The sequence below is a fragment of the Streptomyces sp. BK208 genome, from assembly GCF_004364245.1.
In the GTDB taxonomy this organism is placed as follows: Bacteria; Actinomycetota; Actinomycetes; order Streptomycetales; family Streptomycetaceae; genus Streptomyces.
In genome coordinates this window covers 360,937-383,403 of the sequence record NZ_SOAV01000008.1, presented here as the reverse complement: position 1 = coordinate 383,403, position 22,467 = coordinate 360,937, and the positions used below count along the sequence as shown (strand labels likewise).

Sequence of the window (22,467 nt, the reverse complement as noted above, 5' to 3'; positions counted from 1 at the left end):
AGCGCGGGACGGACGGGCTCCAGGTGTTGTCGGGACTAGATCAACACGCTTCAATGCGGGGGGACTCGGGGCCTGAAGCGCGGCGTACGGATGTGAAGACCTCTGTGCCGCGACCGGGGGCGGCCCCGGCCGATCCGTGTCGACGGTCTGACCAGCCGTCGTGAACTTCACAGAAGGGCCCCTGCATGCCGCACGCCACACAGCACGCGGACGCCGCCACCGCGCAACTCGACTCGGCCCTGCGCGGCGGCCCCTTCCACGTCGCGCTGCGCGCGGCGATCGCCGCGCGCGGACTGCCGCTGCAGCGCGTGCAGCACCACCTGTCGCGCCACGGGGTGAAGGTGGGCGTCACGAGCCTGAGCTACTGGCAGCAGGGAGCCCGGCGCCCGCAGCGTCCGGAGTCCCTGCGGGCCGTGCGCGCCCTGGAGGAGATACTCCAGCTCCCCGAGGAGTCGCTGATACGCCTGCTCGCCGAGTCGGACGTCGAGGCCCCGGACCGACGGCCCGCCGGCCGCTCCTACCGCGCCCACCTGGCGGCCTCGGGCATCCTGGACGGGCTGCTGGCCGACCTGGGGTGTCCGTCGCCGGACGGCGGGGTGCACGTCCTCGGACACCACGAACGGGTCCGCGTCGGGCCCGGCCGCGAACTCGCGGGACGGGAGTCGCACCTGATCGTCCGCGCCCACCGCGACGGCGTCGACCGCTTCGTCGCCGTCCATTACGGGGACCCGGGGTGCGTCCCCGCCCGGATGGCCGTCCACGCCTCGGAGAACTGCCGCACGGGACGGGTCCGCACCCACCACGAGTCCGGGTTGCTCGTGACCGAGCTGCTCTTCGACACGCGGCTGGCGACCGGCGACACGCACCTCTTCCGTTACGGCGTCGAGGACGGCACGGCCGGTGTGTCGCGCGAGTACGTCCGTGGTTTCGGTACGGCCGGCGGGCAGTACGCGCTCCAGGTGCGGTTCGACACCGCGGCCCTTCCGGTGCGCTGCCACCGGTTCACTCAGCACTCCCCGGCCGCGCCGCGCGGCGGTCGGCAGGAGCTGGCGCTCAGCGGGCGGCACCGCTCGGTGCACCTCGTGGAGCCGCGGGTCAGGTCCGGGATGCTGGGCATCGGCTGGGACTGGGAGCAGGAGTAGGGCACCGGCCCCTGCCGGTCAGGTACCCGGGCTCGCGACGATCCGGCCCTGCTTCACCTCGACCGGCAGTTCGATCAGGGGCTCGGTCGCCGGAGCGTGCAGCACCTCACCGGTACGGGCGTCGAACTCGCTGCCGTGGCAGTTGCAGACGAGCTTGGTGCCCTCCAGCTTCTTGATGGGGCAGCCGGCGTGCGTGCAGACCGTGCTGAACGCCTTCAGGGAGCCGTCCTCGGACCGGCTGACCACCACGTTCGGGTCCGGGAAGAGCTTGGTCGCGCCCTTGGCGACGTCTCCGTCGGCGCCGAGGTCCACCGGTGCGGTCGGCCTGGCCGGCGCGGCACCGTCGTCGCCCGGGGAGCAGGCGGCCAGGCCGAGTCCGGCGACGGGCGTGGCAGCCGCCGAGCGCAGGACGGTACGGCGACTCGGGGCGGGGCGGCCGGACATGGGATCTCCACGGGTCGAAGCGGTGGTGTGCGGGTGCGGGTGCGGGTGCGGGTGCGGGTGCGGGTCGACGATATCGGGCGACCCGGTCCTTCCGGTCGGCCGGGTGACTCGGAGGCGGGAGTCCGCCCGGGACGCGTAAACGCTTGCGCAAGCGTTTACGCGCCCTCCCGCGGTGGGGTACCGTCCGGCCCGGAGCGCGCGGACCCGGCCAACGGACGAGCCGACCGCGGCGGCGCGGTCGTACATGTCACGGCGCGCACGGCGCGGCCGTACGCGACGCGGCCGTACGTGACCTGGAAGGGGTGGGCGGGTGGCGACCATGGCCGATGTGGCGCGGAGCGCCGGGGTCTCGGTGGCGACCGTCTCGCACGTGCTCAACGACACCCGCCCGGTGCTGCCGCACACCCGCCAGGCGGTGCTCGACGCCGTCGAGGAGCTGGGCTACACCCCCAACACCCTGGCCCGCTCCCTGGTGACCTCCCGCACCCGCTCCATCGGGCTCGCGGTGTCCGCGATCAGCAACCCGTACTTCACGGAGATCCTCCAGGGCGTCGAGGCCAGTGCCCTGGAGCACGGTTACAGCCTGCTCATCGCCGATCCGCACGACGATCCCCGGCACGAGGGCAAGGTCGTCAGGCTGCTGCACGAGCGGCGCGTGGACGGCATGATCGTCGCGCCCTCCGCCGAGCCCCGCGACCTCGTCGCCTACCTCGCGCGCCACCGGGTGCCGGCCGTTTTCCTGGACCGGATCGTAGGCGAGGCGGAGGCCGGGGACGCCTCGCGCTTCGACCAGGTCTGTGCGGAGAGCGCCGAGCCGACGACCCGGCTCGTGGACCATCTCGCCGGGCTCGGCCACCGCCGGATCGCCCTGGTCGCGGGCCGGCCGGGGCTCAGCACGACCCGTGAACGGATCACCGGGTACCGGCACGGCCTCGCCGCCGCCGGGCTGCCCTACGACGAGCGGCTGCTGGTGCACGGCGACTCCGAGGCGGCCGGCGGCGAGCGGGCCACGGCGGAGCTGCTGTCCCTGGCGGTGCCGCCCACCGCGCTGGTCACCGCCAACAACGCCATGACCATCGGTGCCCTGCGCGCCCTCCGTGAGCGCGGCCTGTCCGTACCCGGCGACCTCGCGCTGTGCTGCTTCGACGACTTCGCCTGGGCGGACCTCTTCTCCCCCCGGCTCACCGCCGTCGCCCAGCCCAGCAGGGACATCGGAGCGCAGGCCGTCCGGCTGCTGCTGGACCGTCTCGCCGTGCCGAACCGGCCCGTGCGGACGGTACGGCTGCCCTGCGCCTTCGTCCACCGCACCTCCTGCGGCTGCCCCGAGCAGGCCTCCAGGCTGTCGGAGCACGTCTCCGGGCCGCCGGGGCACGCCTCCGGGCGGCCGGGCGGAGCCCATGCCAAGGCCAACGAAAGGACCCTCCCGTGATCGTCGTCGCCGGTGAGGCACTGATCGACCTGGTACCGCAGGGCGCGGGCGCCCTCGCCGCGCTGCGGCCCGCGCTCGGCGGCGGTCCGTACAACACCGCCGTCGCGCTGGGCCGCCTCGGCTCACCCGTCGCGTTCTGCTCACGGGTGTCGTACGACGCCTTCGGCGAGGCGCTCCTCGACCGGTTGCGCGAGACCGGGGTGGACGTCTCGCCGGTGCAGCGCGGGAACGAGCCGACGACCCTCGCCGTGGCCTCGCTCGACGCCGACGGCTCGGCCGCGTACACCTTCTACGTGGAGGGGACGGCCGACCGGCTGTTCACGGTGCCCGCCGGTCTGCCGCCGGGCACCCGGGCCGTCTCCTTCGGTACCTGCTCGCTGGTGCTGGAGCCGGGCGCCGGCGCGTACGAGGAACTGCTGCGCACGACGGCCGCACGGGGGGTCTTCACGGCGCTGGACCCGAACATCCGGCCCGGGCTGATCCCGGACCCGGACGCCTATCGGGCCCGGTTCAGGAGCTGGCTGCCGTCGGTCTCGCTGCTGAAGCTGTCCGCCGAGGACGCCGAGTGGCTCGGCGGCACGCCCCGCGAGTGGCTCGCGGCGGGCCCGGCCGCGGTCGTGGTCACCCGGGGTGGCGCGGGCCTGACGGCGTACACCCGGGACGGGGGCGAGTACACGGTGCCCGGCGAGCCCGTGTCGGTGGTGGACACGATCGGCGCGGGCGACACGGTCAACGCGGCGCTGCTGCACGGCCTCGCGGCGCGGGACGCCCTCGGCGACGAGGCGTTGGCCGGGCTGGGGGCGCAGGGCTGGGCCGGTCTGCTGGGCTTCGCCGCCCGCGCGGCGGCGGTCACCTGTTCCCGGGCGGGCGCGGAACCGCCGTACGCCCGGGAAGTCGCCCTCTGACGGGGGCCGGGGCGCACAGCGGCATCGCGGCGGGCGGCCAGGAGGGCGCGTACGGACGCGGCCGGCCCCCACGGATGATCCCGTGGGGGCCGGCCGGGTCAGGACTCAGGCCTTGCTCGTCCGCGTGCTCTTCTTCGCGGCGGGCGTGGCGGCCTTCTTCGTCGTCTTGGCGGCCTTGGCGGCGGTCGCCGTCCTGGCCGTCCTGGTGGCGCTCGCCTTCTTGGCGGCCGCGGCGGTGACGGCCTTGGTGGCCGTCTTCTTGGCCGCGGTCTTCGCCGCGACCGTCTTCGCCGCCTTGCGCGGCCTGGCCACCGGAGCCGCGTCGCTGACCCGCTCGGCACCGAGGACGTCCCGCAGGAACTTGCCGGTGTGGCTGGCGGGGACGCCCGCGACCTGCTCCGGCGTGCCCTCGGCGACCACCAGGCCGCCGCCGGCGCCGCCCTCGGGACCCATGTCGACGACCCAGTCGGCGGTCTTGATCACGTCGAGGTTGTGCTCGATGACGATGACCGTGTTGCCCTTGTCGACCAGGCCGCCGAGGACCGTCAGCAGCTTGCTGATGTCCTCGAAGTGGAGGCCGGTGGTCGGCTCGTCCAGGACGTAGACCGTGCGCCCGGTGGAGCGGCGCTGCAGCTCGCTGGCGAGCTTGACGCGCTGGGCCTCGCCGCCGGACAGGGTGGTCGCGGACTGGCCGAGCCGGACGTAGCCGAGGCCGACGTCCTTCAGGGTCTTCATGTGCCGGGAGATGGCGGGGACCGCCTCGAAGAAGTCGGTCGCCTCCTCGATCGGCATGTTCAGCACGTCGGCGATGGACTTGCCCTTGTAGTGGACCTCCAGCGTCTCCCGGTTGTACCGGGCGCCGTGGCAGACCTCGCAGGGGACGTAGACGTCCGGGAGGAAGTTCATCTCGATCTTGATCGTGCCGTCGCCCGCGCAGTTCTCGCAGCGGCCGCCCTTGACGTTGAAGGAGAACCGGCCGGGCAGGTAGCCGCGGACCTTCGCCTCCGTGGTCTCGGCGAACAGCTTGCGGATGTGGTCGAAGACGCCGGTGTACGTCGCCGGGTTCGACCGCGGGGTGCGGCCGATGGGCGACTGGTCGACGTGCACGACCTTGTCGACGAGGTCGTCGCCCTCCACGCGCGTGTGCCGCCCCGGAACGTTCCTCGCGCCGTTCAGCTCGCGGGCCAGGTGCGTGTACAGGATGTCGTTGACCAGCGTCGACTTTCCGGAGCCGGAGACGCCGGTGACGGCCGTGAACACGCCCAGCGGGAAGGACACGTCGATGTCCTGGAGGTTGTTCTCCCGGGCGCCGTGCACGGTCAGCCGCCGGGCGGGGTCCTGCGGGCGGCGGATGTCGGGCAGCGGGATGGCCTTGCGCCCGGACAGGTACAGGCCGGTCTGCGACTCGGCGTTGTCGAGCAGCTCCTTGACGGAGCCGCTGTGCACGACCTTGCCGCCGTGCTCGCCGGCGCCGGGGCCGATGTCGACGATCCAGTCGGCGACCTTGATGGTGTCCTCGTCGTGCTCGACGACGATCAGGGTGTTGCCCATGTCGCGCAGCCGGACGAGGGTCTCGATCAGCCGGTGGTTGTCGCGCTGGTGCAGGCCGATGGACGGCTCGTCCAGGACGTACAGCACACCGACGAGGCCGGAGCCGATCTGGGTGGCCAGCCGGATGCGCTGGGCCTCGCCGCCGGAGAGGGTGCCCGCCGCGCGGTTCAGCGAGAGGTAGTCCAGGCCGACGTCGACCAGGAACCGCAGCCGTTCGTTGACCTCCTTCAGCACGCGCTCGGCGATCTTCTTGTCCCGGGCGCTGAGCTTCAGCTCGCCCAGGAAGTCCGCGCAGTCGCTGATGGACATCGCCGAGACCTCGGCGATCGACTTGCCCATGACGGTGACCGCGAGGACGAGCGGCTTGAGGCGGGTGCCCGCACAGGTGGGGCAGGGCACCTCGCGCATGTAGCCCTCGAAGCGCTCGCGGCTGGAGTCGCTCTCGGCCTCGCTGTGCCGGCGCTTGACGAACGGGATCGCCCCTTCGAACGCCGTGGTGTACCGGCGCTCGCGGCCGTACCGGTTGCGGTAGCGGACCTCGACCTGGGTCTTGTGGCCGTTCAGCAGGGCCCTGCGGGCGCGCAGCGGCAGACCCGCGAAGGGGATGTCCGTGCGGAAGCCGAGCGCGTCCGCGAGGGCACCGATCAGGCGGCCGAAGTAGTCCTTGGTGTGCCCGTGCGACCAGGGGTGGATGGCGCCCTCGTCGAGGGACTTGTCCTCGTCGGGGACGATCAGCTCCGGGTCGACCTCCATGCGCGTGCCGATGCCGGAGCAGTCGGGGCAGGCGCCGAAGGGCGAGTTGAAGGAGAAGGAGCGGGGCTCCAGCTCCTCGAAGGACAGGTCGTCGTACGGGCAGTACAGGTGCTCCGAGTACATGCGCTCGCGCTCGGGGTCGTCCTCGGGGAGGTCGACGAAGTCGAGCACGACCATGCCGCCGGACAGGCCGAGCGCGGTCTCCACGGAGTCGGTGAGCCGGCGCTTGGCGGAGTCCTTGACGGTGAGGCGGTCGACGACCACCTCGATGGTGTGCTTCTCCTGCTTCTTCAGCGTGGGCGGGTTGGACAGCTGGACGGTCTCGCCGTCCACCCGCGCCCGGGAGTAGCCCTTGGTCTGCAGGTCGGCGAAGAGGTCGACGAACTCGCCCTTGCGCTCGCGCACCAGCGGCGAGAGCACCTGGAAGCGGCTGCCCTCGGGAAGCTCCAGGACCTTGTCCACGATGGCCTGCGGCGACTGGCGCGAGATCGGCCGGCCGCACTCGGGGCAGTGCGGCTTGCCGATGCGGGCGAAGAGCAGGCGCAGGTAGTCGTAGACCTCGGTGATGGTGCCGACCGTGGAGCGCGGGTTGCGCGAGGTCGACTTCTGGTCGATCGAGACCGCCGGGGAGAGGCCCTCGATGAAGTCGACGTCGGGCTTGTCCATCTGGCCGAGGAACTGCCGGGCGTAGGAGGAGAGCGACTCCACGTAGCGCCGCTGGCCCTCGGCGAAGATGGTGTCGAAGGCCAGGGAGGACTTGCCCGACCCGGACAGACCCGTGAAGACGATGAGCGAGTCACGAGGCAGGTCGAGCGAGACGTTCTTCAGGTTGTGCTCGCGCGCGCCACGGACGATGAGACGGTCGGCCACGCCGGTCCGCACCTTTCTTGAGAGAAGTGACAGGGGCGGGGCCCCCGTCTTTCTCAGACTAGGGGGAGCCACTGACAACGCCGGTCGGATTCACCGGTTGTCAACAAACCCCGACTTCCCAGCATGCCCGACGCCGCCTTCGAGCTTATAGCACGTGCATTCGAATAACGGGGGTCGTCCGCAACCTTCACCCGAAGGTGTGGCGCGGTCTAGGGTCAGCACCATGATTGATCACGCTCATGACCTGGTGTCTGTACGCGACGCTACCGAGCGGCTGCTCACCGCGGTCGGGAAACTGGACAACGCGGCCGTGACGGAACCGTCACGGCTTCCCGGCTGGAGCCGCGGCCACGTCCTGGCCCACCTCGCCCGCAACGCCGACGCCCTCGTGAACGTTCTCGAAGCACGCCCGATGTACACCTCGGGCGAGGCCCGCGACGCCGACATCGAGCGGGACGCCCCGCGGCCCCTGGACGTCCAGCTCGCGGACGTGCGCGAGAGCGCGGCCCGCTTCCAGGAGACGGGGACGGCGCCCGCGGACTGGACGCGCACGGTGGAACTGCGCAACGGAGTCACCGACTCGGCGTCCCGGGTGCCGTTCCGGCGCTGGGCCGAGGTGGAGCTGCACCACGTGGACCTCGGCATCGGGTACGAGCTGGAGGATCTTCCGGCGGAGTTCACCGAGCGGGAGACCGACTTCCTCGCGGCCCGGTTCGCCGGGCATCCGGACGTGCCGCCGACCCGGCTGACCGACGGCACGCGCGTGTGGCGCACCGGACGCGAGGCCGACGCCCCCGAGGTGACCGTGAGCGGTCCCCCGGCCGATCTGCTCGGCTGGCTCGCCGGTCGCCGTGAGGGCGTCGCGCTCACCGCGGAGGGCGGCCCGCTGCCGGCCCTGCCGCCGCTGTAGGCGCCGGGCGGACCACCCCAGGGCCGCGGTTGCGGTGGGGGGGGCGGGACTAGGCTGGCCGTCATGACGTACAGCGGAGAGGTGACGGTGGGCGGGCCCGCCGACGTGCACGAGCTCAAGGACCTGATGATCACCAAGATCGCGGTCGGCCCGATGAACAACAACGCCTATCTGCTGCGTTGCCGGGCCACCGACGAGCAACTGCTGATCGACGCGGCCAACGACGCGCCCGCCCTGCTCGGCACGATCGGTGACGACGGCATCGCGTCCGTCGTCACCACCCACCGGCACGGTGACCACTGGCAGGCGCTCGCCGAGGTGGTCGCGGCCACCGGTGCCCGCACCCACGCCGGCCGGCACGACGCCGAGGGCATTCCGGTGCCCACCGACGTCCTGGTCGACGACGGCGACACGATCCGGGTCGGGCAGGTGGAGCTGACCGCGCGCCACCTCGTCGGGCACACCCCGGGCTCCATCGTCCTGGTCTACGACGACCCGCACGGGCACCCCCACCTGTTCACCGGGGACTGTCTCTTCCCCGGCGGTGTGGGCAACACCTTCGAGGACCCGAAGGCGTTCGCGAGCCTGATCCACGACGTGGAGACCAAGATTTTCGACGCCCTCCCGGACGAGACGTGGGTCTACCCGGGGCACGGCGACGACACCACGCTCGGCGCGGAGCGGCCGCACCTGCCGCAGTGGCGGGCACGCGGCTGGTGACCGGCCCCTCGGCCGCCGCCGCGCGCGTACCGGCGCCGGGCGGCGTCCGTCACTCGGCGGCGGGCGGCGGCGTCCCGGCACGGGCGGGCGCACGCTGACCACGGGGGCACGCTGACGACGGGCGGCAGCGCCCTCGCCGCCGGGCGGGTGCGTGCGGCACGAACCCGCGTCGTGCGGCGCGAACCCGCCCGCGTCGTCCCGGCGCCGCGCACACCCCGTGTGAAGCGGTCGCACACACCCGCGGCCCGTGCGCGCTCCCCGCGCACCGGGCCGACGCGGTCGACTGGTGGCAGCCCCGCACAGGATCGACGGCTCCTGGGCGGCACGGGCCGCCGGCCTCCCGATCCCCGCCCCCGGCCGGCGGCCCCGGCGCCTCAGGCCTCGGCCGTGCCCGCCCCGGCCAGCGCCGCGACCCGCTCCACACCGAACACGTACCCCTGCACCCCGCACCCCGCGATGACGCCGTCGGCGCGCTGCGAGACGTACGAGTGGTGCCGGAAGGGCTCGCGTTGGTGGATGTTGGAGATGTGGACCTCCACCACCGGCAGGCCGTCGCAGGTGTTCAGCGCGTCCAGGACGGCCACGGACGTGTGCGAGTACGCGGCCGGGTTGATCACGATCCCGCAGTGGTGCAGCCGGGCCTCGTGGATCCAGTCGACCAGTTCGCCCTCGTGGTTGGACTGCCGGAAGTCCACCGTGCCGCCGTGCGCGGCCGCCGCCTTCACACACAGAGCCTCGACGTCGGCGAGGGTGTCGGACCCGTAGATCTCCGGCTGGCGCTGGCCGAGCAGGTTCAGGTTGGGGCCGTTGAGGATCATGATCGGGGCGTTGGCCAGGGTGCGGGGCACGGTTCCTCCGGTCCGTGAGGGGTGCGGCGGCCCTTGCGCGACCGCTGCTCGGCCCCCGGTCTATCACGGTGCGCCGACGCCCCGGCGGGCCGCGTCCTCGTGGTCGCCGGGCACCGATGGCGGATTCCGCACCCTGCGCATCGCGGGCGGGCGCGGGCTGCCGGACCGCTGCTCCGCTCCGCTGACGGCGACGTACCGACGCCCGCGTTGCGCCTACGGGTTGACGGCCAGTTCCAGGTACGCCGCGAACAGCACCAGGTGGACGCCGCCCTGCAGGGGCGTCGCCCGGCCCGGCACGACCGTCAGGGAGGCCACCACCACGGTGAGGGCGAGCAGCACCAGGTGGACGGAGCCGAGACCGAGGACCAGCGGTCCGGAGAGCCACACGGAGGCCAGGGCGACCGCGGGGATGGTCAGGCCGATGCTGGCCATGGCCGAGCCGAGCGCCAGGTTCAGGCTGGTCTGCACCCGGTCGCGGCGCGCGGAACGCACGGCGGCGATCGTCTCGGGGAGCAGGACCAGCAGCGCGATGATGACGCCGACGACGGCGTGGTGGAGTCCGGCGGACGCCACGCCGTCCTCGATGGTCGGCGACACGCCCTTGGCGAGGCCCACGACGCCGATCAGCGCCAGGCCGAGCATCCCCAGGCTGAGCAGCGCCGTACGCGAGGACGGTGCGTGGGCGTGCTCCTCGGCGGTGATCACCTCGCCCTGCCGGGTGATCGGCAGGAAGTAGTCGCGGTGCCGCACGGTGAGGGTCGCGATGAACAGGCCGTAGAGGACGAGCGAGGACAGCGCCGCGAACGTCAGCTGAAGGGTGGAGAACTCCGGGCCGGGCGCGCTGGTGGTGAACGTCGGCAGGACCAGGCTGAGGGTGGCGAGGGTCGCCACCGTCGCGAGGGCGGCGCCGGTGCCCTCCGGGTTGAACACCGCGATCCCGTGGCGCAGGGAGGCGACCAGGAGGCTGATCCCGACCACCCCGTTGCAGGTGATCATGACGGCCGCGAAGACGGTGTCCCTGGCCAGGGTCGCGCTCTTGTCGCCGCCGTCCGCCATCAGGGTCACGATGAGCGCTACCTCGATGACCGTGACGGCGATGGCGAGGACGAGGGAGCCGAAGGGCTCGCCGACCCGGTGGGCTACCACCTCGGCGTGGTGCACGGCGGCCAGGACGGAGACCGCCAGGACGACGGTGAGCAGCGCGACGACCGCGCCGGGCAGCGAGCGGCCCCAGGTCAGGGCCAGCAGCACGACGGCGATCACGGGCGTGACGGTCGTCCACTGTGCGAGGAGCGCCCTGCGGCCGGTGACCATGCGGCGATCGTCGCAGAGGGCGACCGGGCCCGCACGCCGGGCTCACGGGCCTCCCGCCCGGGAAACACGGCGAGCACGGCGGGAGCGCGGAGAGGCGCGGGAGCGGCGGACGGCTCCGTGCCGTCCGCCGCTCCCGGGCCGGGTGGATCAGGCCTCGACGCTGTCCTTCGACGTGTCGCCGCTCTCCGCGGCCGCCCTTTCCGCCTCCGCCTGCTTCTTGGAAGCGCGCAGGCTGGTGATCGTGGTGACGATCAGGACCGAGCAGATCACGCCGAGCGAGACCGGAATGCTGATCTCGGGCACATGGACGCCGGACTCGTGCAGGGCGTGCAGCACCAGCTTGACGCCGATGAAGCCCAGGATCACGGACAGGCCGTAGGACAGGTGCACCAGCTTCTTCAGCAGACCCCCGATGAGGAAGTAGAGCTGGCGCAGCCCCATGAGGGCGAACGCGTTGGCCGTGAACACGATGTACGGGTCCTGCGTCAGACCGAAGATCGCCGGGATGGAGTCGAGCGCGAAGAGCACGTCGGTGGTGCCGATCGCGAGCATCACGACCAGCATCGGGGTCATGATCCGCTTGCCGTTCTCCTCGATCCACAGCTTGGTGCCGTGGTATCGGTCGGCGACGCCGAAGCGGCGTTCGGCGGCCTTGAGGAGCTTGTTCTCCTCGAACTCCTCGTCGTCCTCGTCGGCCCGGGCCTCCTGGATGAGCTTCCAGGCGGTGTAGATGAGGAACGCGCCGAAGATGTAGAAGACCCAGGCGAAGCTGGCGAGGATCGCGGCACCCGCGGCGATGAAGACGGCCCTGAGGACCAGGGCTATGAGGACACCGATGAGCAGGACCCGCTGCTGATACTGCGAGGGCACCGCGAACTTCGCCATGATCAGGACGAAGACGAAGAGGTTGTCCACGCTCAGCGACTTCTCGGTGATGAAGCCCGCGAAGAACTCGCCGGCCGGCTCACCGCCCCCGAAGAGGAGCAGGCCGAGCCCGAAGAGGCCCGCCAGGGCGATCCATACGCCGGTCCAGATGCCGGCTTCCTTGATCGATACGTCGTGCGGCTTGCGGCCGATGAAGAAATCGACCGCGATGAGGGCGGCAAGGCCCACGATGGTCAGGACCCACAGGGTCACGGAAACTTCCACTGCGCCTCCGGCAGTACGTCACACGGCAGATGTCAGCGTCGTCGCTGCCGGAGGTCTCTTCCACCCCGGTCCGGGACGCGTGACGCGCTCGGACCACGGGCCGACGCCCCGGGATCTGGCCTGATCCGTATTGACGGGTACGCCGCACAGACAGGGAGTACTCCCCTCCGTACGGAAGACAGTACCCCAATCCCCAAGGGAAGGTAAAGAGATTTGCAAATTAAGCTCAAAAGCCCAGCTCGGAGGCGGTCACCGGTCCCATGAACGACGGGCGGCGACGACCTGGTCCAGCACCTGCCGGAGCACCTGGCTGCCGGGCGGCACGACCGGTGGCTCGTACGTCCAGGCATGCCCGACCCACGGGTCGGCGAGGTGGTCGTCGGCCACCGGCGTCAGCCGCAGCAGCGAGCGCCACAGCGGGTCGAGCAGCGGCCCGAACCCGGCGGACTCCTCGCGGTCGGCGACCATCATCAGGTGGACGCCGACGGCGGGCCCCTCGTCGGCGAGGTAGCGCAACTGGTTGACCGCGCGGTCGTCGAAGCCGTGCGGGAAGTCGTTGACGATCAGCAGCTGCTGCGAGGCGTCGAGACCGGGCGGCAGTGCGTCGGGAGCGCCGCCGCGCAACGCCATCTGCACCAGGTCGACGCGCTGGGTGAGCCGCGCGAGCACGTCCGCCGTCCCCGCGGCGCCCTGGGCGGGCGGTGCGGCGAGCACCCCGCTCTGCACCAGGGGCGCCAGTGCCTGCGCACCGGATCCGGCGGGATCGATGACGTGCACGGTGAACTCGCCCGCCGGGTAGACGGCGAGCAGCCGGGCCGCGTGGGCGACGGCCGTCTCCAGGCCCAGGCGCCGCATCTCGTGGGAGTCGGCGAAGGCGCCGTCGATCGAGGAGGAGCGCCCGCTGTCGATCCACAGGCCGCGTTCGAGCGGCAGCCGGATCAGCATCGGGACGCGTACGCGGTCGGCCTCGGGCAGATGGAGATCGCCCAGCCGCAGGGCCATCGGTATCTCCATGGGGACGCGGTAGGCGTGCCAGACGGGGTTGTCCCAGCGCGCGAACGCCGCAGGCAGGGCGGGCTCGACCACCTCAGCCTCCGCGACGAGCTGGGCGACGTCCCGGTCCAGGACCTCCCTGGCCTGCGACACCAGCAGGCCGTGCCGGGCCCGCGCCGCTTCCCGGGCGGCGTCCCCCTGGCCGCCGATCCGGCTGCGGGGGTCGGACAGCGCCTGGTCGAGTTCCTTCTCCATGCGGGAGTCGGCGAAGTCGACGGCGCTGCGGTAGGCGGCCGCGGTGCGGGCCAGGTCCTCGAACATGCCCCACACCTGGTTGTAGAGCCGCTCCTCCATGGACCAGCCGGTGGCGTCACCCGCGACGGGCTGAGCGGGCCGGCCGGGCTCGGCCGGGGGCGCGGTCGGCGGAGGCGGGGGCGGCGCCCCGTTCTGCCGGCGGGGATGGCTGTAGTCGATCGGGCCGCCCGCCGCGGACCCGGCCGGCCGGCCGGCGGTGGCGGGCTCCCCCGGGCCGTCCGGGTACGGCTGCTGCGCCCCGTGCTGTCCCGGCACCCCGGAGGTCTGCGGGCCGGGGGCGGTCACGCCCTGGGGGTCGTACGGAGACGTCGGCGGCAGGGAGCCACCGTGGCCGGCGCCGGGTGCGGCGCCGTGCTCAGGACCGTGCGCCGGGGTGGCGGCGGGAGGGGCCGGTACCGCTCGGGCCACCCCGTCCGCCACCGCCTCCTGGATGCTCCCCGCGAGCTGGTGGGCCTGGGCCAGTCTCTGGTCCGCGAACAGCTCGGCGAGGCCGCCCGCGTAGCCCTGGCCGACGGCCCGGACCTTCCAGGCGCCCTGTCGCCGGTACAGCTCCAGGGCGACGACGGCGGACTCGGCCTCCAGGCCGGTGATGGTGTAGCTGGCGACCTCGTCGCCGTCGAGGCCGGTGACGGCGACGAAGGGGGCGGCGACGGCACCGAACCGGACCGGCCCCCTTCCGCCGGCGGGCAGGGCGAGCAGCACGCTGACGCGGTGCACGGCGTCCGGCACGGCGTCCAGGTCCACCGCGAGGCGGTGGTCGGCGGCGGCCTGACGGGAGACCTCCAGGCCCGGCTGAGTGGGTGCGCCCGGGTGGGCCACCCATTCGACGCCGTGGATGGTGCCGTTCTCGTCGCCGAGTGTCGCACCGGCCACGACCGGCGTGCCGGCCGAGACCCGGATCTCGAGACGAGCCCCGGGAAGCGGGTGGTTCTGTCCCCGCGTCAGCTCGGCCGTCATCGCCTTCTCCCCCTGTGTCGTTCGTGCGTCACCCGCGAGGCGTCGTGCGGGCCCGGCCGGTCGGTGCCGGAATGCTGCGGGCGGACCACGGCGGACCGGACCCGGCGGACGGAGCCCGCCGCGGACCGGACCACTGCGGCCCGGGGCTGCTGCGGCCCGGGCCGCTACGGGCCGGACCGCCGCGCCCGGCATCCCGCGGATCGGCTGCTACAGGACCGGCAGGATCGCCGGCATCAGGTCCTGGAAGGTGCGGCCGTTGGCCGGGGTGCCGATGGCGGTCATCGCCCAGCCCTGGCCCGCACGGTTCACCTTGGCCATGATCTGGGCCGTGAAGGCCCCGCCGCCGGCCAGCGTGTAGCGGGCCAGCTCCTGGCCGTTGGTCTCGTCGACCAGGCGGCAGAAGGCGTTCTGCACTTCCTGGAAGGTCTGGCCGGTGAAGGAGTTGACCGTGAAGACGATCTGGTCGATGTGGACCGGAACGCGCTGGAGGTCGACCAGGATCGCCTCGTCGTCGCCGCCCTGGCCGACACCGCCGACGAGGTTGTCCCCGGTGTGGCGCACCGAGCCGTCGTCGCTCACCAGGTGGCGGAAGAAGACGACGTCGACCGGCTGCTTGTCCGCGAAGAGGACCGCGGAGGCGTCCAGGTCGATCTCCCGGGTGCGCGAGCCGAAGAGGCCGCGCCGGGGAGCCGCCTGCCAGCCGAGACCCATGCGCACCGACGTCAGGCTGCCGCCGTCGCTCTTCTGCAGACTGATGGCCTGACCCTTGGTCATGTTGACGGTCACGCGCTGATCCCCTCTCGAACTGTCCCCTGTTGCCGCGTACTCGCGGTTGACCAGAACCCTACGCAGGGGCACTGACAGCGCCCCACCCCGGTCCGCGCTTTGTGTCGGTCTTGCAACACAGTGGGCTGCTCGGACGGGCCGTCAGGCCAGGCCCGCCTCCTTCATCTGGCGCAGCTCCTTCTTCATCTCGGAGACCTCGTCGCGCAGCCTCGCCGCGATCTCGAACTGGAGGTCGGCCGCGGCCGCCCGCATCCGGGTGGTGAGGTCCTCGATCTGCTCGGCGAGCTCCGCCGCCGGCCGGTCGGTCACGGCCGTCTCCTTGGCCCGGCCCTTGGCCGCCTTGGTCCCGCCCGCGGCCTTGCCGCCCAGCGCGGGCACCGGGGCCTTGGCGCCCTTGCCCTCCTTGACCTGGCGGTAGCCCGAGCCGAGGAGCTGCTCGGTGTCGACGTCCTCGCGGGCGATCTGGGCGACGATGTCGTTGATCTTCTTGCGGAGCGGCTGGGGATCGATGCCGTTCGCCGTGTTGTACGCGATCTGCTTCTCGCGGCGGCGGTTGGTCTCGTCGATGGCCTTCTCCATCGCCGGCGTGACCCTGTCCGCGTACATGTGGACCTGGCCGGAGACGTTGCGCGCCGCGCGGCCGATGGTCTGGATCAGGGAGGTGCCCGAGCGCAGGAAGCCCTCCTTGTCGGCGTCGAGGATGGCCACCAGGGACACCTCGGGCAGGTCGAGGCCCTCGCGCAGCAGGTTGATGCCGACCAGGACGTCGTACTCGCCGGCGCGCAGCTCGCGCAGCAGCTCGACGCGGCGCAGGGTGTCGACGTCGCTGTGCAGGTAGCGGACCTGGATGCCGAGCTCCACGAAGTAGTCGGTGAGGTCCTCGGCCATCTTCTTGGTGAGGGTGGTGACCAGGACGCGCTCGTCCTTCTCGGTCCGCGTGCGGATCTCGTGCACCAGGTCGTCGATCTGGCCCTCGGTGGGCTTGACGACGATCTCCGGGTCGACCAGGCCGGTGGGGCGGATGATCTGCTCGACCGCGCCGTCGGAGCGGGAGAGCTCGTAGGCGCCCGGGGTCGCCGACAGGTACACGGTCTGGCCGACGCGCTCCTGGAACTCCTCCCACTTCAGCGGACGGTTGTCGAGCGCGGAGGGCAGCCGGAAGCCGTGGTCGACCAGGGTCCGCTTGCGGGAGGCGTCGCCCTCGTACATGGCGCCGATCTGCGGCACCGTGACGTGGGACTCGTCGATGACGAGCAGGAAGTCGTCCGGGAAGTAGTCAAGGAGGGTGTTCGGCGGGGAGCCGGGCGACCGGCCGTCGAAGTGCATCGAGTAGTTCTCCACGCCGGAGCAGGAGCCGATCTGGCGGAGCATCTCGATGTCGTACGTCGTACGCATCCGCAGCCGCTGGGCCTCCAGGAGCTTGCCCTGCTTCTCCAGCTCGGTCAGGCGCTCGGCCAGTTCCTTCTCGATGTCGTTGACCGCCCGCTCCAGGCGCTCGGGGCCGGCGACGTAGTGGGAGGCCGGGAAGACGTACAGCTGCTGGTCGTCGCTGATGATCTCGCCGGTGACCGGGTGGAGCGTGGACAGGGCCTCGATCTCGTCACCGAACATCTCGATGCGGACGGCCAGCTCCTCGTAGACCGGGAAGATCTCGATGGTGTCGCCGCGCACCCGGAAGGTGCCGCGGGCGAAGGCCACGTCGTTGCGCGTGTACTGGATGTCGACGAAGCGGCGCAGCAGCTCGTCCCGGTCGTGCTCCTCGCCGACCCGCAGCGGGACCATGCGGTCCACGTACTCCTGCGGCGTGCCGAGGCCGTAGATGCAGGAGACGGAGGCGACCACGACGACGTCGCGCCGGGTGAGCAGCGAGTTCGTGGCGGAGTGGCGCAGGCGCTCCACCTCCTCGTTGATCGAGGAGTCCTTCTCGATGTAGGTGTCCGACTGCGGTACGTAGGCCTCGGGCTGGTAGTAGTCGTAGTACGAGACGAAGTACTCGACGGCGTTGTTCGGCAGCAGCTCGCGGAACTCGTTCGCCAGCTGGGCGGCCAGGGTCTTGTTCGGCGCCATCACCAGGGTGGGGCGCTGGACCTGCTCGATCATCCACGCGGTGGTGGCGGACTTGCCGGTGCCGGTCGCGCCGAGCAGGACGACGTCCTTCTCACCGCCCTGGACGCGCCGGGCCAGCTCGGCGATGGCCGCCGGCTGGTCACCGCTCGGCTGGTAGGGACTGACGACCTCGAAGGGCGCCACCGTGCGTTCGATCTGGGAAACGGGCCGCATGGGTTCAACGGTACGACCCCGCACTGACAACGGGTTCCGGTCAGCGGTTCTGCGGGGTACGGGGGCGCCGGTGGACGAGGGGGCGGCGGGTGCGGCGTGCGGGGTGGTGCGCCGAGCGGCGGATCGTGCGCGGGGCTCCGGTGTGGGCGGGGACGCCCGGCTTCTGCTCGGCGGGGGCGGCGGGCTGCCCCATGACCATCTGCGGGTCGAACAGGACGACGACGCCGGCGAGGAGGAGGAAGGCGAGGGGGCCGATCAGCATGGGGGCGAGCAGATCGGCGGGCGATCCGCCGACGGGGGGCTCACCCGTGCCGGTGAGGTGGACCTGGACGGCGGCCATGCCCGTGTAGTGCATGCCGGTGACGGCCAGCCCCATGATCAGGGCGGCGCCCACGCTCCACAGGAAGCCCCGCACCTGTCCCGCCGCCCACAGGGCGGCGGTGGCGGCGGCCATGGCTATGACGACCGACACACCGACGGTGAACGTGTTGTACGTCAGCTGCCCGTCCAGGTGCATCCCGGCCATTCCCAGGTAGTGCATGGAGGCGATGCCCAGTCCGGTGATGGTGCCGCCGGTGAACAGGGCCGTTCCGCGCACCCCCCGGTAGCCCACGATGAAGATCCCGACGCCGACCATGACGATCGCGACGGCCAGGCTGGCGAAGGTCATCAGCCAGTCGTAGCGGATCGGGGTGTGCTCGATCGTGAAGCCCATCATCGCGACGAAGTGCATGGTCCAGATGCCGGAGCCGATCGCCGCCGACCCGAGGGCGAGCCAGCCGGGCCGCCAGGAGCGGGTGACCAGCATGGCCCGGGCGGTGCAGCGGAGGCCGAGGGCTCCGCCGAGGCAGGCCATGAGGTAGGCGACCAGCGGTGTGACGAGTCCGTAGCTGAATCCGTCGACCGTGCTGTGCATGTGCGGCTGCCCTTCCGCCTTCTTACGCCCCGGAGGTGCCCCGGATTCGCCTGATGTGCTCCCCCTCCCAGGACCGCGCGAACGATCAGGGCCGAGGCAGAGAGTATGACTTCCACCGGAATGGTCGAACGATTCTCCGGCAAAGAATCACGGCCTCGCCCCAGTTGTGCCGTCCACGTGAGCGTAGTTGAGCAACTCCATTCAGCCTGTGGCCATTCCGCCACCCTTCTTTATGCACTCTCCGGTGTCACAGTGAAGCTGTCCGTGATCGTTCGACGCGAGGAGTACGCATGCACGTGCGCGCAGTAGCCGTCACGACCACCGCCCTGCTGGGGGTCGCCCTCACGGCTCCCCTCTCGCACGCCCGGGCCGACGAGGCCGGCGGCGACGGGCCGGTGGTCGTCGCCCACCGGGGAGCTTCCGGTTACGCACCCGAGAACACGCTGGCCGCCGTCGACCGGGCGGCGGAGCTGGGCATCAGGTGGGTGGAGAACGACGTCCAGCGCACCCGGGACGGCGAGCTGGTCGTCGTCCACGACGAGAGCCTGGCGCGTACGACCGACGTGGAGCAGGTCTTCCCGGACCGGTCGCCCTGGAAGGTGAAGGACTTCACCGCCGCGGAGATCGCCCGGCTGGACGCGGGGAGCTGGTTCGGGCCCGAGTACGCGGGCGCGCGCGTGCCGACGCTGGAGCAGTACGTGGACCGCTTGGAGCACAACCACCAGAGGCTGCTCCTGGAGCTGAAGAGCCCCGGACTCTACCCGGGCATCGAGCTGCAGACCCTCAAGGTCCTCGCCAACGAGGGCTGGCTCGACCGGCAGCACGTGACGCGACGGCTGATCGTGCAGAGTTTCGACGCCGACAGCATCCGGACGGTCCACGACCTCAAGCCCTCGGTCAAGACCGGTTTCCTCGGCACCCCGGCCGTGTCGGAGCTGCCGGCGTACGCGGAGTTCGCCGACCAGATCAACCCGTCGTACAGCTCGCTCTCCATGAGCTACGTGTCCGCGGTGCACGCGTTCACCGGCCCGCACGGCAGGCCGTTGGAGGTCCTCGCCTGGACGGTGAACGACGCGGCCACCGCGCGCCTGGTCGCCGGGTACGAGGTCGACGGCATCATCACCAACAAGCCCGACGTGGTGCGGGACGCCGTGGACTAGGTCCTCAGCCGGGCGTTGTCAGTGGCCGGTCGTACTGTGGGCGCATGGACAGCCCCGGGCAGGACGGACAGCAGGTCGTGTGGACCGTCGTCACCACCGGCATCGGTCCGCTGCTGCTGGCCGCGACCGGCGAGGGCCTGGTCAACGTCGTGTTCCACGCCGCCGGCGCCGCGCGCGACCGGGCACTCGAGAGGCTCGCGTCCCGGCTGGGCACGGAGCCCGTCGAGGCGCCCGGCTCCCCGCTGCTGGCCGAGGCGATACGCCAGGTGGAGGCGTACTTCGCGGGCGGCAGGCGCGACTTCGACCTGCCGCTGGACTGGTCGTTGATCTCGGGCTTCAACCGGCAGGTGCTGCGGGAGCTGACCGCCGTCCCCTTCGGCCGGGTCGTCGGTTACGGCGACCTGGCCGGCCGGGTGGGCCGGCCGGACGCCGCGCAGGCGGTGGGCATGGCCATGGGCGCCAACCCGTTGCCGGTCGTCGTGCCGTGCCACCGGGTCGTGGAGAGCGACGGCGGCATCGGCGGGTTCGGCGGCGGCGTGGGCACCAAGCGGCGGCTGCTGGCGCTGGAGGGCGTGCTGCCCGAGCCGTTGTTCTGAGGGGCGGCGCCCTCGGGGCCTACTCGTAGTGCCGGGCCTCGACGATGTTGCCGTCCGGGTCGCCGAAGTAGAAGCTCCGCCTGGCCGGGCCGCGGGCGCCGTAGGAGTCGTACGAGAGGTCCGAGACGGGGACGGACTGCTCCTGCAGGCGGGCGCGCAGGGCGTCGAAGTCGTGCGCGGGCAGGGACACGCAGACGTGGTTGACGGGATGCCCGGCGCCGGCCTCGGCGCCGGGCAGCATGCGCATCCGGGCCGCCATGGAGTGCGGTGCGAGGTCGAGGATGGTCTCCTCGTTGATCCGCACGGAGGGGAAGCTCACGGTTCCCGCGGTGTACTCGGTGACCCGCAGGGGTTCGAATCCCAGGTTCTTCTCGTAGAAGCCGGCCGCGGCGACCGGGTCACTCACCCACAGGACGACGTGGTCGAGACGTGTCGTGTTGTCTGTCATGGCCTCAGACTCGTGCTCCCTCCCGGGAGCCGCAACGGTTCTGTTCGCCGCGCCGGCGGGGTTTGGCCCGGTCCCCCGCCCGCCAGGGATGAGGGGGAGCGGAGCCCAGGGAGACCGTCGGACAGGAGGCAGGCGCGTGGTGCTGATGGTGTCGGAAGAGGTGCGGGAGGCGATCGGGGCACGGCGCCCCGTGGTGGCCCTGGAGTCCACGATCATCGCGCACGGTCTGCCTCGCCCGCGCAATCTGCTGGTGGCGCGGGAGCTGGAGGAGGCGGTGCGGCGGGAGGGCGCCGTACCGGCGACGGTCGCCGTGCTGGACGGACGGCCCCGGGTCGGCCTGGACAAGGAGCAGCTGGAGCGGATCGCCAACGAGGACGGCGTCCGCAAGCTCGGGCACCGGGACCTGCCCCTCGCGGTGGCCCGTGGCGCGAGCGGGGCGACCACCGTGTCGGCGACCGCCCGGCTGGCGGCGCTCGCGGGCGTACGGGTGTTCGCGACCGGCGGTCTGGGCGGCGTCCACCGGGAGTGGACGGTGACCCAGGACGAGTCGGCCGACCTGGGCCTGCTGGCCCGCACCCGGATCACGGTGGTCTGCGCGGGCGTGAAGTCCATCCTGGACGTCCCCGCCACCCTGCAGCGGCTGGAGACGCTGGGGGTGGCGGTCGCCGGGTACCGCACGGACCGCTTCCCCGGCTTCTACCTGTCCGACTCGGGACACCCGGTGGACTGGACGCTGGACGACCCGCGGCAGGTGGCGGCGGTCATGCGGGCGCAGGACACGCTGGGCGGGCCGTCGTCCGCGCTCGTGGTCGCCAATCCCGTCCCCGAGGAGGAGCAGCTCGATCCCGTGCTCCACGCGCGGGTGCTCACCGACGCACTGCACGCGTGCGAAGCCGAGGGGATCACGGGTCAGGCGGTCACGCCGTTCCTGCTCGAACGCCTGGTACGGCTCACCGACGGCGCCTCGCTGAGCGCCAACCTGGCGGCCGTGCGGGGGAACGTGCGGTTGGCGGCCCGGATCGCGGCTGCCTGGACCGGGGCGTGACCGTGGCGCCGGGCGGCGCGCTGCTGGTCGTCGGGGACGTGGTCACCGACGTCGTCGCCCGGCACCGGGGACCGCTGGCCGCCGGTACGGACACCGCCGCCTCGGTCCGGCGGCTGCCCGGCGGGGCGGGCGCCAACGTGGCCTGCTGGGCCGCCCACGAGGGATGCGGGGACGTACGGCTGCTGGGCCGGGTGGGCGCCGACGCGTCCGACTGGCACGAGCGGGAGCTGGCGGCGTGCGGCGTGCGTCCGCTTCTCGTCGTCGACGCGACGGCACCCACGGGGACGGTGATCTGCCTGGTCGACACCGGTGCCGCGGCCGAGCGGACGTTCCTGACGGACAGCGGGGCGTCGCTGCGGATCGGGCCGGACGACTGGTCGGACACGCTGCTCGACGGCGTGGGCCGGCTGCATCTGTCGGGGTATCTCCTCTTCTCGGAGCCGGGCCGCGCCCTGGTGTCGGCCGCCCTGGCGTCGGCACGCGCGCGTGGGGTGCAGGTCAGCCTGGACCCGGCGTCGGCCGGGTTCCTCGCCGAGCTGGGCGTCGGCCGGTTCCTCGGCCTGGTCGAGGGCGTGGACGTCCTGCTGCCCAGTCGTGACGAGGCATGCCTGCTCACCGGGCTTTCCGACGCGGCGGACGCGGCCGCGAAGCTCAGCCGGCACGTCCCCCTGGTGGTCGCCAAGCTGGGGGCGGACGGGGCGCTGGTGGCCCGGTCCGGCGCCGTGAGCGCCCGGGTCGCCGCCGTCGCGGCGGCACCGCGGGACAGTACGGGCGCCGGTGACGCCTTCACCGGCGCGTTCCTCGCCGCGCTGCTCACGGGCGCGGAGCCCGAGGAGGCGGCGGCCGCCGGATGCCGGGCGGGGGCGCGGGCGGTGGAGAGGGTGGGCGGAAGACCGCCACGGGCGACCGGCAGGCGGCCGGTCGACGGGTGACCTC

Annotated in this window: 19 protein-coding genes; 9 read left to right on the top strand and 10 right to left on the bottom strand. The window is 72.3% G+C overall.

Features of this window, described 5'->3' with window-relative positions:
* Positions 1-185: 185 nt before the first annotated feature.
* A complete protein-coding gene (locus tag EV562_RS21975) occupies positions 186-1,142 on the top strand; it encodes a hypothetical protein (RefSeq protein ID WP_133888535.1) in 957 nt (318 codons plus the stop codon).
* Positions 1,143-1,160: 18 nt separating this feature from the next.
* Here EV562_RS21975 and EV562_RS21970 read toward each other — a convergent pair whose 3' ends face one another.
* Entirely contained in the window at positions 1,161-1,586 is a 426-nt protein-coding gene (locus EV562_RS21970) for a Rieske (2Fe-2S) protein (RefSeq protein ID WP_133888534.1), read from the bottom strand.
* A gap of 310 nt (positions 1,587-1,896) precedes the next feature.
* On the opposite strand from EV562_RS21970, the gene EV562_RS21965 reads away from it, so the two are divergent.
* Entirely contained in the window at positions 1,897-3,015 is a 1,119-nt protein-coding gene (locus EV562_RS21965; protein ID WP_133888533.1) for a LacI family DNA-binding transcriptional regulator, read from the top strand.
* Complete coding sequence (locus EV562_RS21960; RefSeq protein ID WP_133888532.1) at positions 3,012-3,920, top strand: carbohydrate kinase; 909 nt, start codon at positions 3,012-3,014, stop codon at positions 3,918-3,920. Before EV562_RS21965 ends, EV562_RS21960 begins: the two co-directional genes overlap by 4 nt.
* A gap of 105 nt (positions 3,921-4,025) precedes the next feature.
* Here the strand turns inward: EV562_RS21960 and uvrA are convergent, their stop codons facing one another.
* Positions 4,026-7,094 (bottom strand): excinuclease ABC subunit UvrA, encoded by a 3,069-nt coding sequence (gene uvrA, locus EV562_RS21955; protein WP_133888531.1) that lies wholly within the window; start codon positions 7,092-7,094, stop codon positions 4,026-4,028.
* Between the two features lie 223 nt (positions 7,095-7,317).
* Between uvrA and EV562_RS21950 the strand changes: the two genes are divergently transcribed.
* Together EV562_RS21950 and EV562_RS21945 are read left to right on the top strand one after the other, a co-directional pair.
* Positions 7,318-8,004, top strand: a complete 687-nt coding sequence (locus EV562_RS21950; RefSeq protein WP_133888530.1) for a maleylpyruvate isomerase family mycothiol-dependent enzyme — start codon at positions 7,318-7,320, stop codon at positions 8,002-8,004.
* A 63-nt stretch (positions 8,005-8,067) separates the two neighbouring features.
* Positions 8,068-8,724 (top strand): MBL fold metallo-hydrolase, encoded by a 657-nt coding sequence (locus tag EV562_RS21945; RefSeq protein ID WP_133888529.1) that lies wholly within the window; start codon positions 8,068-8,070, stop codon positions 8,722-8,724.
* Between the two features lie 374 nt (positions 8,725-9,098).
* Here the strand turns inward: EV562_RS21945 and aroQ are convergent, their stop codons facing one another.
* The 7 genes from aroQ to EV562_RS21910 form a co-directional block, all read right to left on the bottom strand.
* A complete protein-coding gene (aroQ, locus tag EV562_RS21940; RefSeq protein ID WP_133888528.1) occupies positions 9,099-9,572 on the bottom strand; it encodes a type II 3-dehydroquinate dehydratase in 474 nt (157 codons plus the stop codon).
* A 213-nt stretch (positions 9,573-9,785) separates the two neighbouring features.
* Complete coding sequence (locus EV562_RS21935; RefSeq protein ID WP_133888527.1) at positions 9,786-10,886, bottom strand: ionic transporter y4hA; 1,101 nt, start codon at positions 10,884-10,886, stop codon at positions 9,786-9,788.
* Between the two features lie 147 nt (positions 10,887-11,033).
* Positions 11,034-12,035 (bottom strand): TerC family protein, encoded by a 1,002-nt coding sequence (locus tag EV562_RS21930; RefSeq protein ID WP_133888526.1) that lies wholly within the window; start codon positions 12,033-12,035, stop codon positions 11,034-11,036.
* Positions 12,036-12,284: 249 nt separating this feature from the next.
* Positions 12,285-14,300: a TerD family protein gene (locus EV562_RS21925; RefSeq protein WP_133888525.1), complete on the bottom strand. Its 2,016-nt coding sequence runs from the start codon at positions 14,298-14,300 to the stop codon at positions 12,285-12,287.
* Positions 14,301-14,507: 207 nt separating this feature from the next.
* On the bottom strand, positions 14,508-15,086 hold the full coding sequence (locus EV562_RS21920; protein WP_030185838.1) for a TerD family protein: 579 nt from the start codon (positions 15,084-15,086) through the stop codon (positions 14,508-14,510).
* 141 nt (positions 15,087-15,227) lie between these two features.
* Positions 15,228-17,366 (bottom strand): excinuclease ABC subunit UvrB, encoded by a 2,139-nt coding sequence (gene uvrB / locus EV562_RS21915; protein WP_133888524.1) that lies wholly within the window; start codon positions 17,364-17,366, stop codon positions 15,228-15,230.
* 40 nt (positions 17,367-17,406) lie between these two features.
* The gene (locus EV562_RS21910) at positions 17,407-18,282 is read right to left on the bottom strand and encodes an MHYT domain-containing protein (RefSeq protein ID WP_133888523.1); all 876 of its coding nucleotides are present in this window, start codon (positions 18,280-18,282) and stop codon (positions 17,407-17,409) included.
* Between the two features lie 290 nt (positions 18,283-18,572).
* Between EV562_RS21910 and EV562_RS21905 the strand changes: the two genes are divergently transcribed.
* Positions 18,573-19,442, top strand: coding sequence for a glycerophosphodiester phosphodiesterase family protein (locus EV562_RS21905; RefSeq protein ID WP_133888522.1), 870 nt, complete (start codon positions 18,573-18,575; stop codon positions 19,440-19,442).
* Between the two features lie 44 nt (positions 19,443-19,486).
* Positions 19,487-20,038 carry a methylated-DNA--[protein]-cysteine S-methyltransferase gene (locus tag EV562_RS21900; protein WP_133888521.1) on the top strand — a complete coding sequence of 184 codons (552 nt, stop codon included), beginning with the start codon at positions 19,487-19,489 and terminating at the stop codon, positions 20,036-20,038.
* Positions 20,039-20,057: 19 nt separating this feature from the next.
* Here EV562_RS21900 and EV562_RS21895 read toward each other — a convergent pair whose 3' ends face one another.
* Positions 20,058-20,486, bottom strand: coding sequence for a VOC family protein (locus EV562_RS21895; protein WP_133888520.1), 429 nt, complete (start codon positions 20,484-20,486; stop codon positions 20,058-20,060).
* Positions 20,487-20,622: 136 nt separating this feature from the next.
* On the opposite strand from EV562_RS21895, the gene EV562_RS21890 reads away from it, so the two are divergent.
* Positions 20,623-21,531, top strand: a complete 909-nt coding sequence (locus tag EV562_RS21890) for a pseudouridine-5'-phosphate glycosidase (protein WP_166661930.1) — start codon at positions 20,623-20,625, stop codon at positions 21,529-21,531.
* A complete protein-coding gene (locus tag EV562_RS21885) occupies positions 21,528-22,463 on the top strand; it encodes a PfkB family carbohydrate kinase (protein WP_133888519.1) in 936 nt (311 codons plus the stop codon). The genes EV562_RS21890 and EV562_RS21885 overlap by 4 nt, the downstream gene beginning before the upstream one ends.
* Positions 22,464-22,467 lie beyond the last annotated feature (4 nt).

Coding starts and splice junctions, on each gene's coding strand:
- EV562_RS21975 (WP_133888535.1), top strand. CDS start 186: ATGCCGCACGCCACACAGCACGCGGACGCCGCCACCGCGCAACTCGAC.
- EV562_RS21970 (WP_133888534.1), bottom strand. CDS start 1,586: ATGTCCGGCCGCCCCGCCCCGAGTCGCCGTACCGTCCTGCGCTCGGCG.
- EV562_RS21950 (WP_133888530.1), top strand. CDS start 7,318: ATGATTGATCACGCTCATGACCTGGTGTCTGTACGCGACGCTACCGAG.
- EV562_RS21945 (WP_133888529.1), top strand. CDS start 8,068: ATGACGTACAGCGGAGAGGTGACGGTGGGCGGGCCCGCCGACGTGCAC.
- EV562_RS21935 (WP_133888527.1), bottom strand. CDS start 10,886: ATGGTCACCGGCCGCAGGGCGCTCCTCGCACAGTGGACGACCGTCACG.
- EV562_RS21925 (WP_133888525.1), bottom strand. CDS start 14,300: ATGACGGCCGAGCTGACGCGGGGACAGAACCACCCGCTTCCCGGGGCT.
- uvrB (WP_133888524.1), bottom strand. CDS start 17,366: ATGCGGCCCGTTTCCCAGATCGAACGCACGGTGGCGCCCTTCGAGGTC.
- EV562_RS21910 (WP_133888523.1), bottom strand. CDS start 18,282: ATGCACAGCACGGTCGACGGATTCAGCTACGGACTCGTCACACCGCTG.
- EV562_RS21905 (WP_133888522.1), top strand. CDS start 18,573: ATGCACGTGCGCGCAGTAGCCGTCACGACCACCGCCCTGCTGGGGGTC.
- EV562_RS21900 (WP_133888521.1), top strand. CDS start 19,487: ATGGACAGCCCCGGGCAGGACGGACAGCAGGTCGTGTGGACCGTCGTC.
- EV562_RS21895 (WP_133888520.1), bottom strand. CDS start 20,486: ATGACAGACAACACGACACGTCTCGACCACGTCGTCCTGTGGGTGAGT.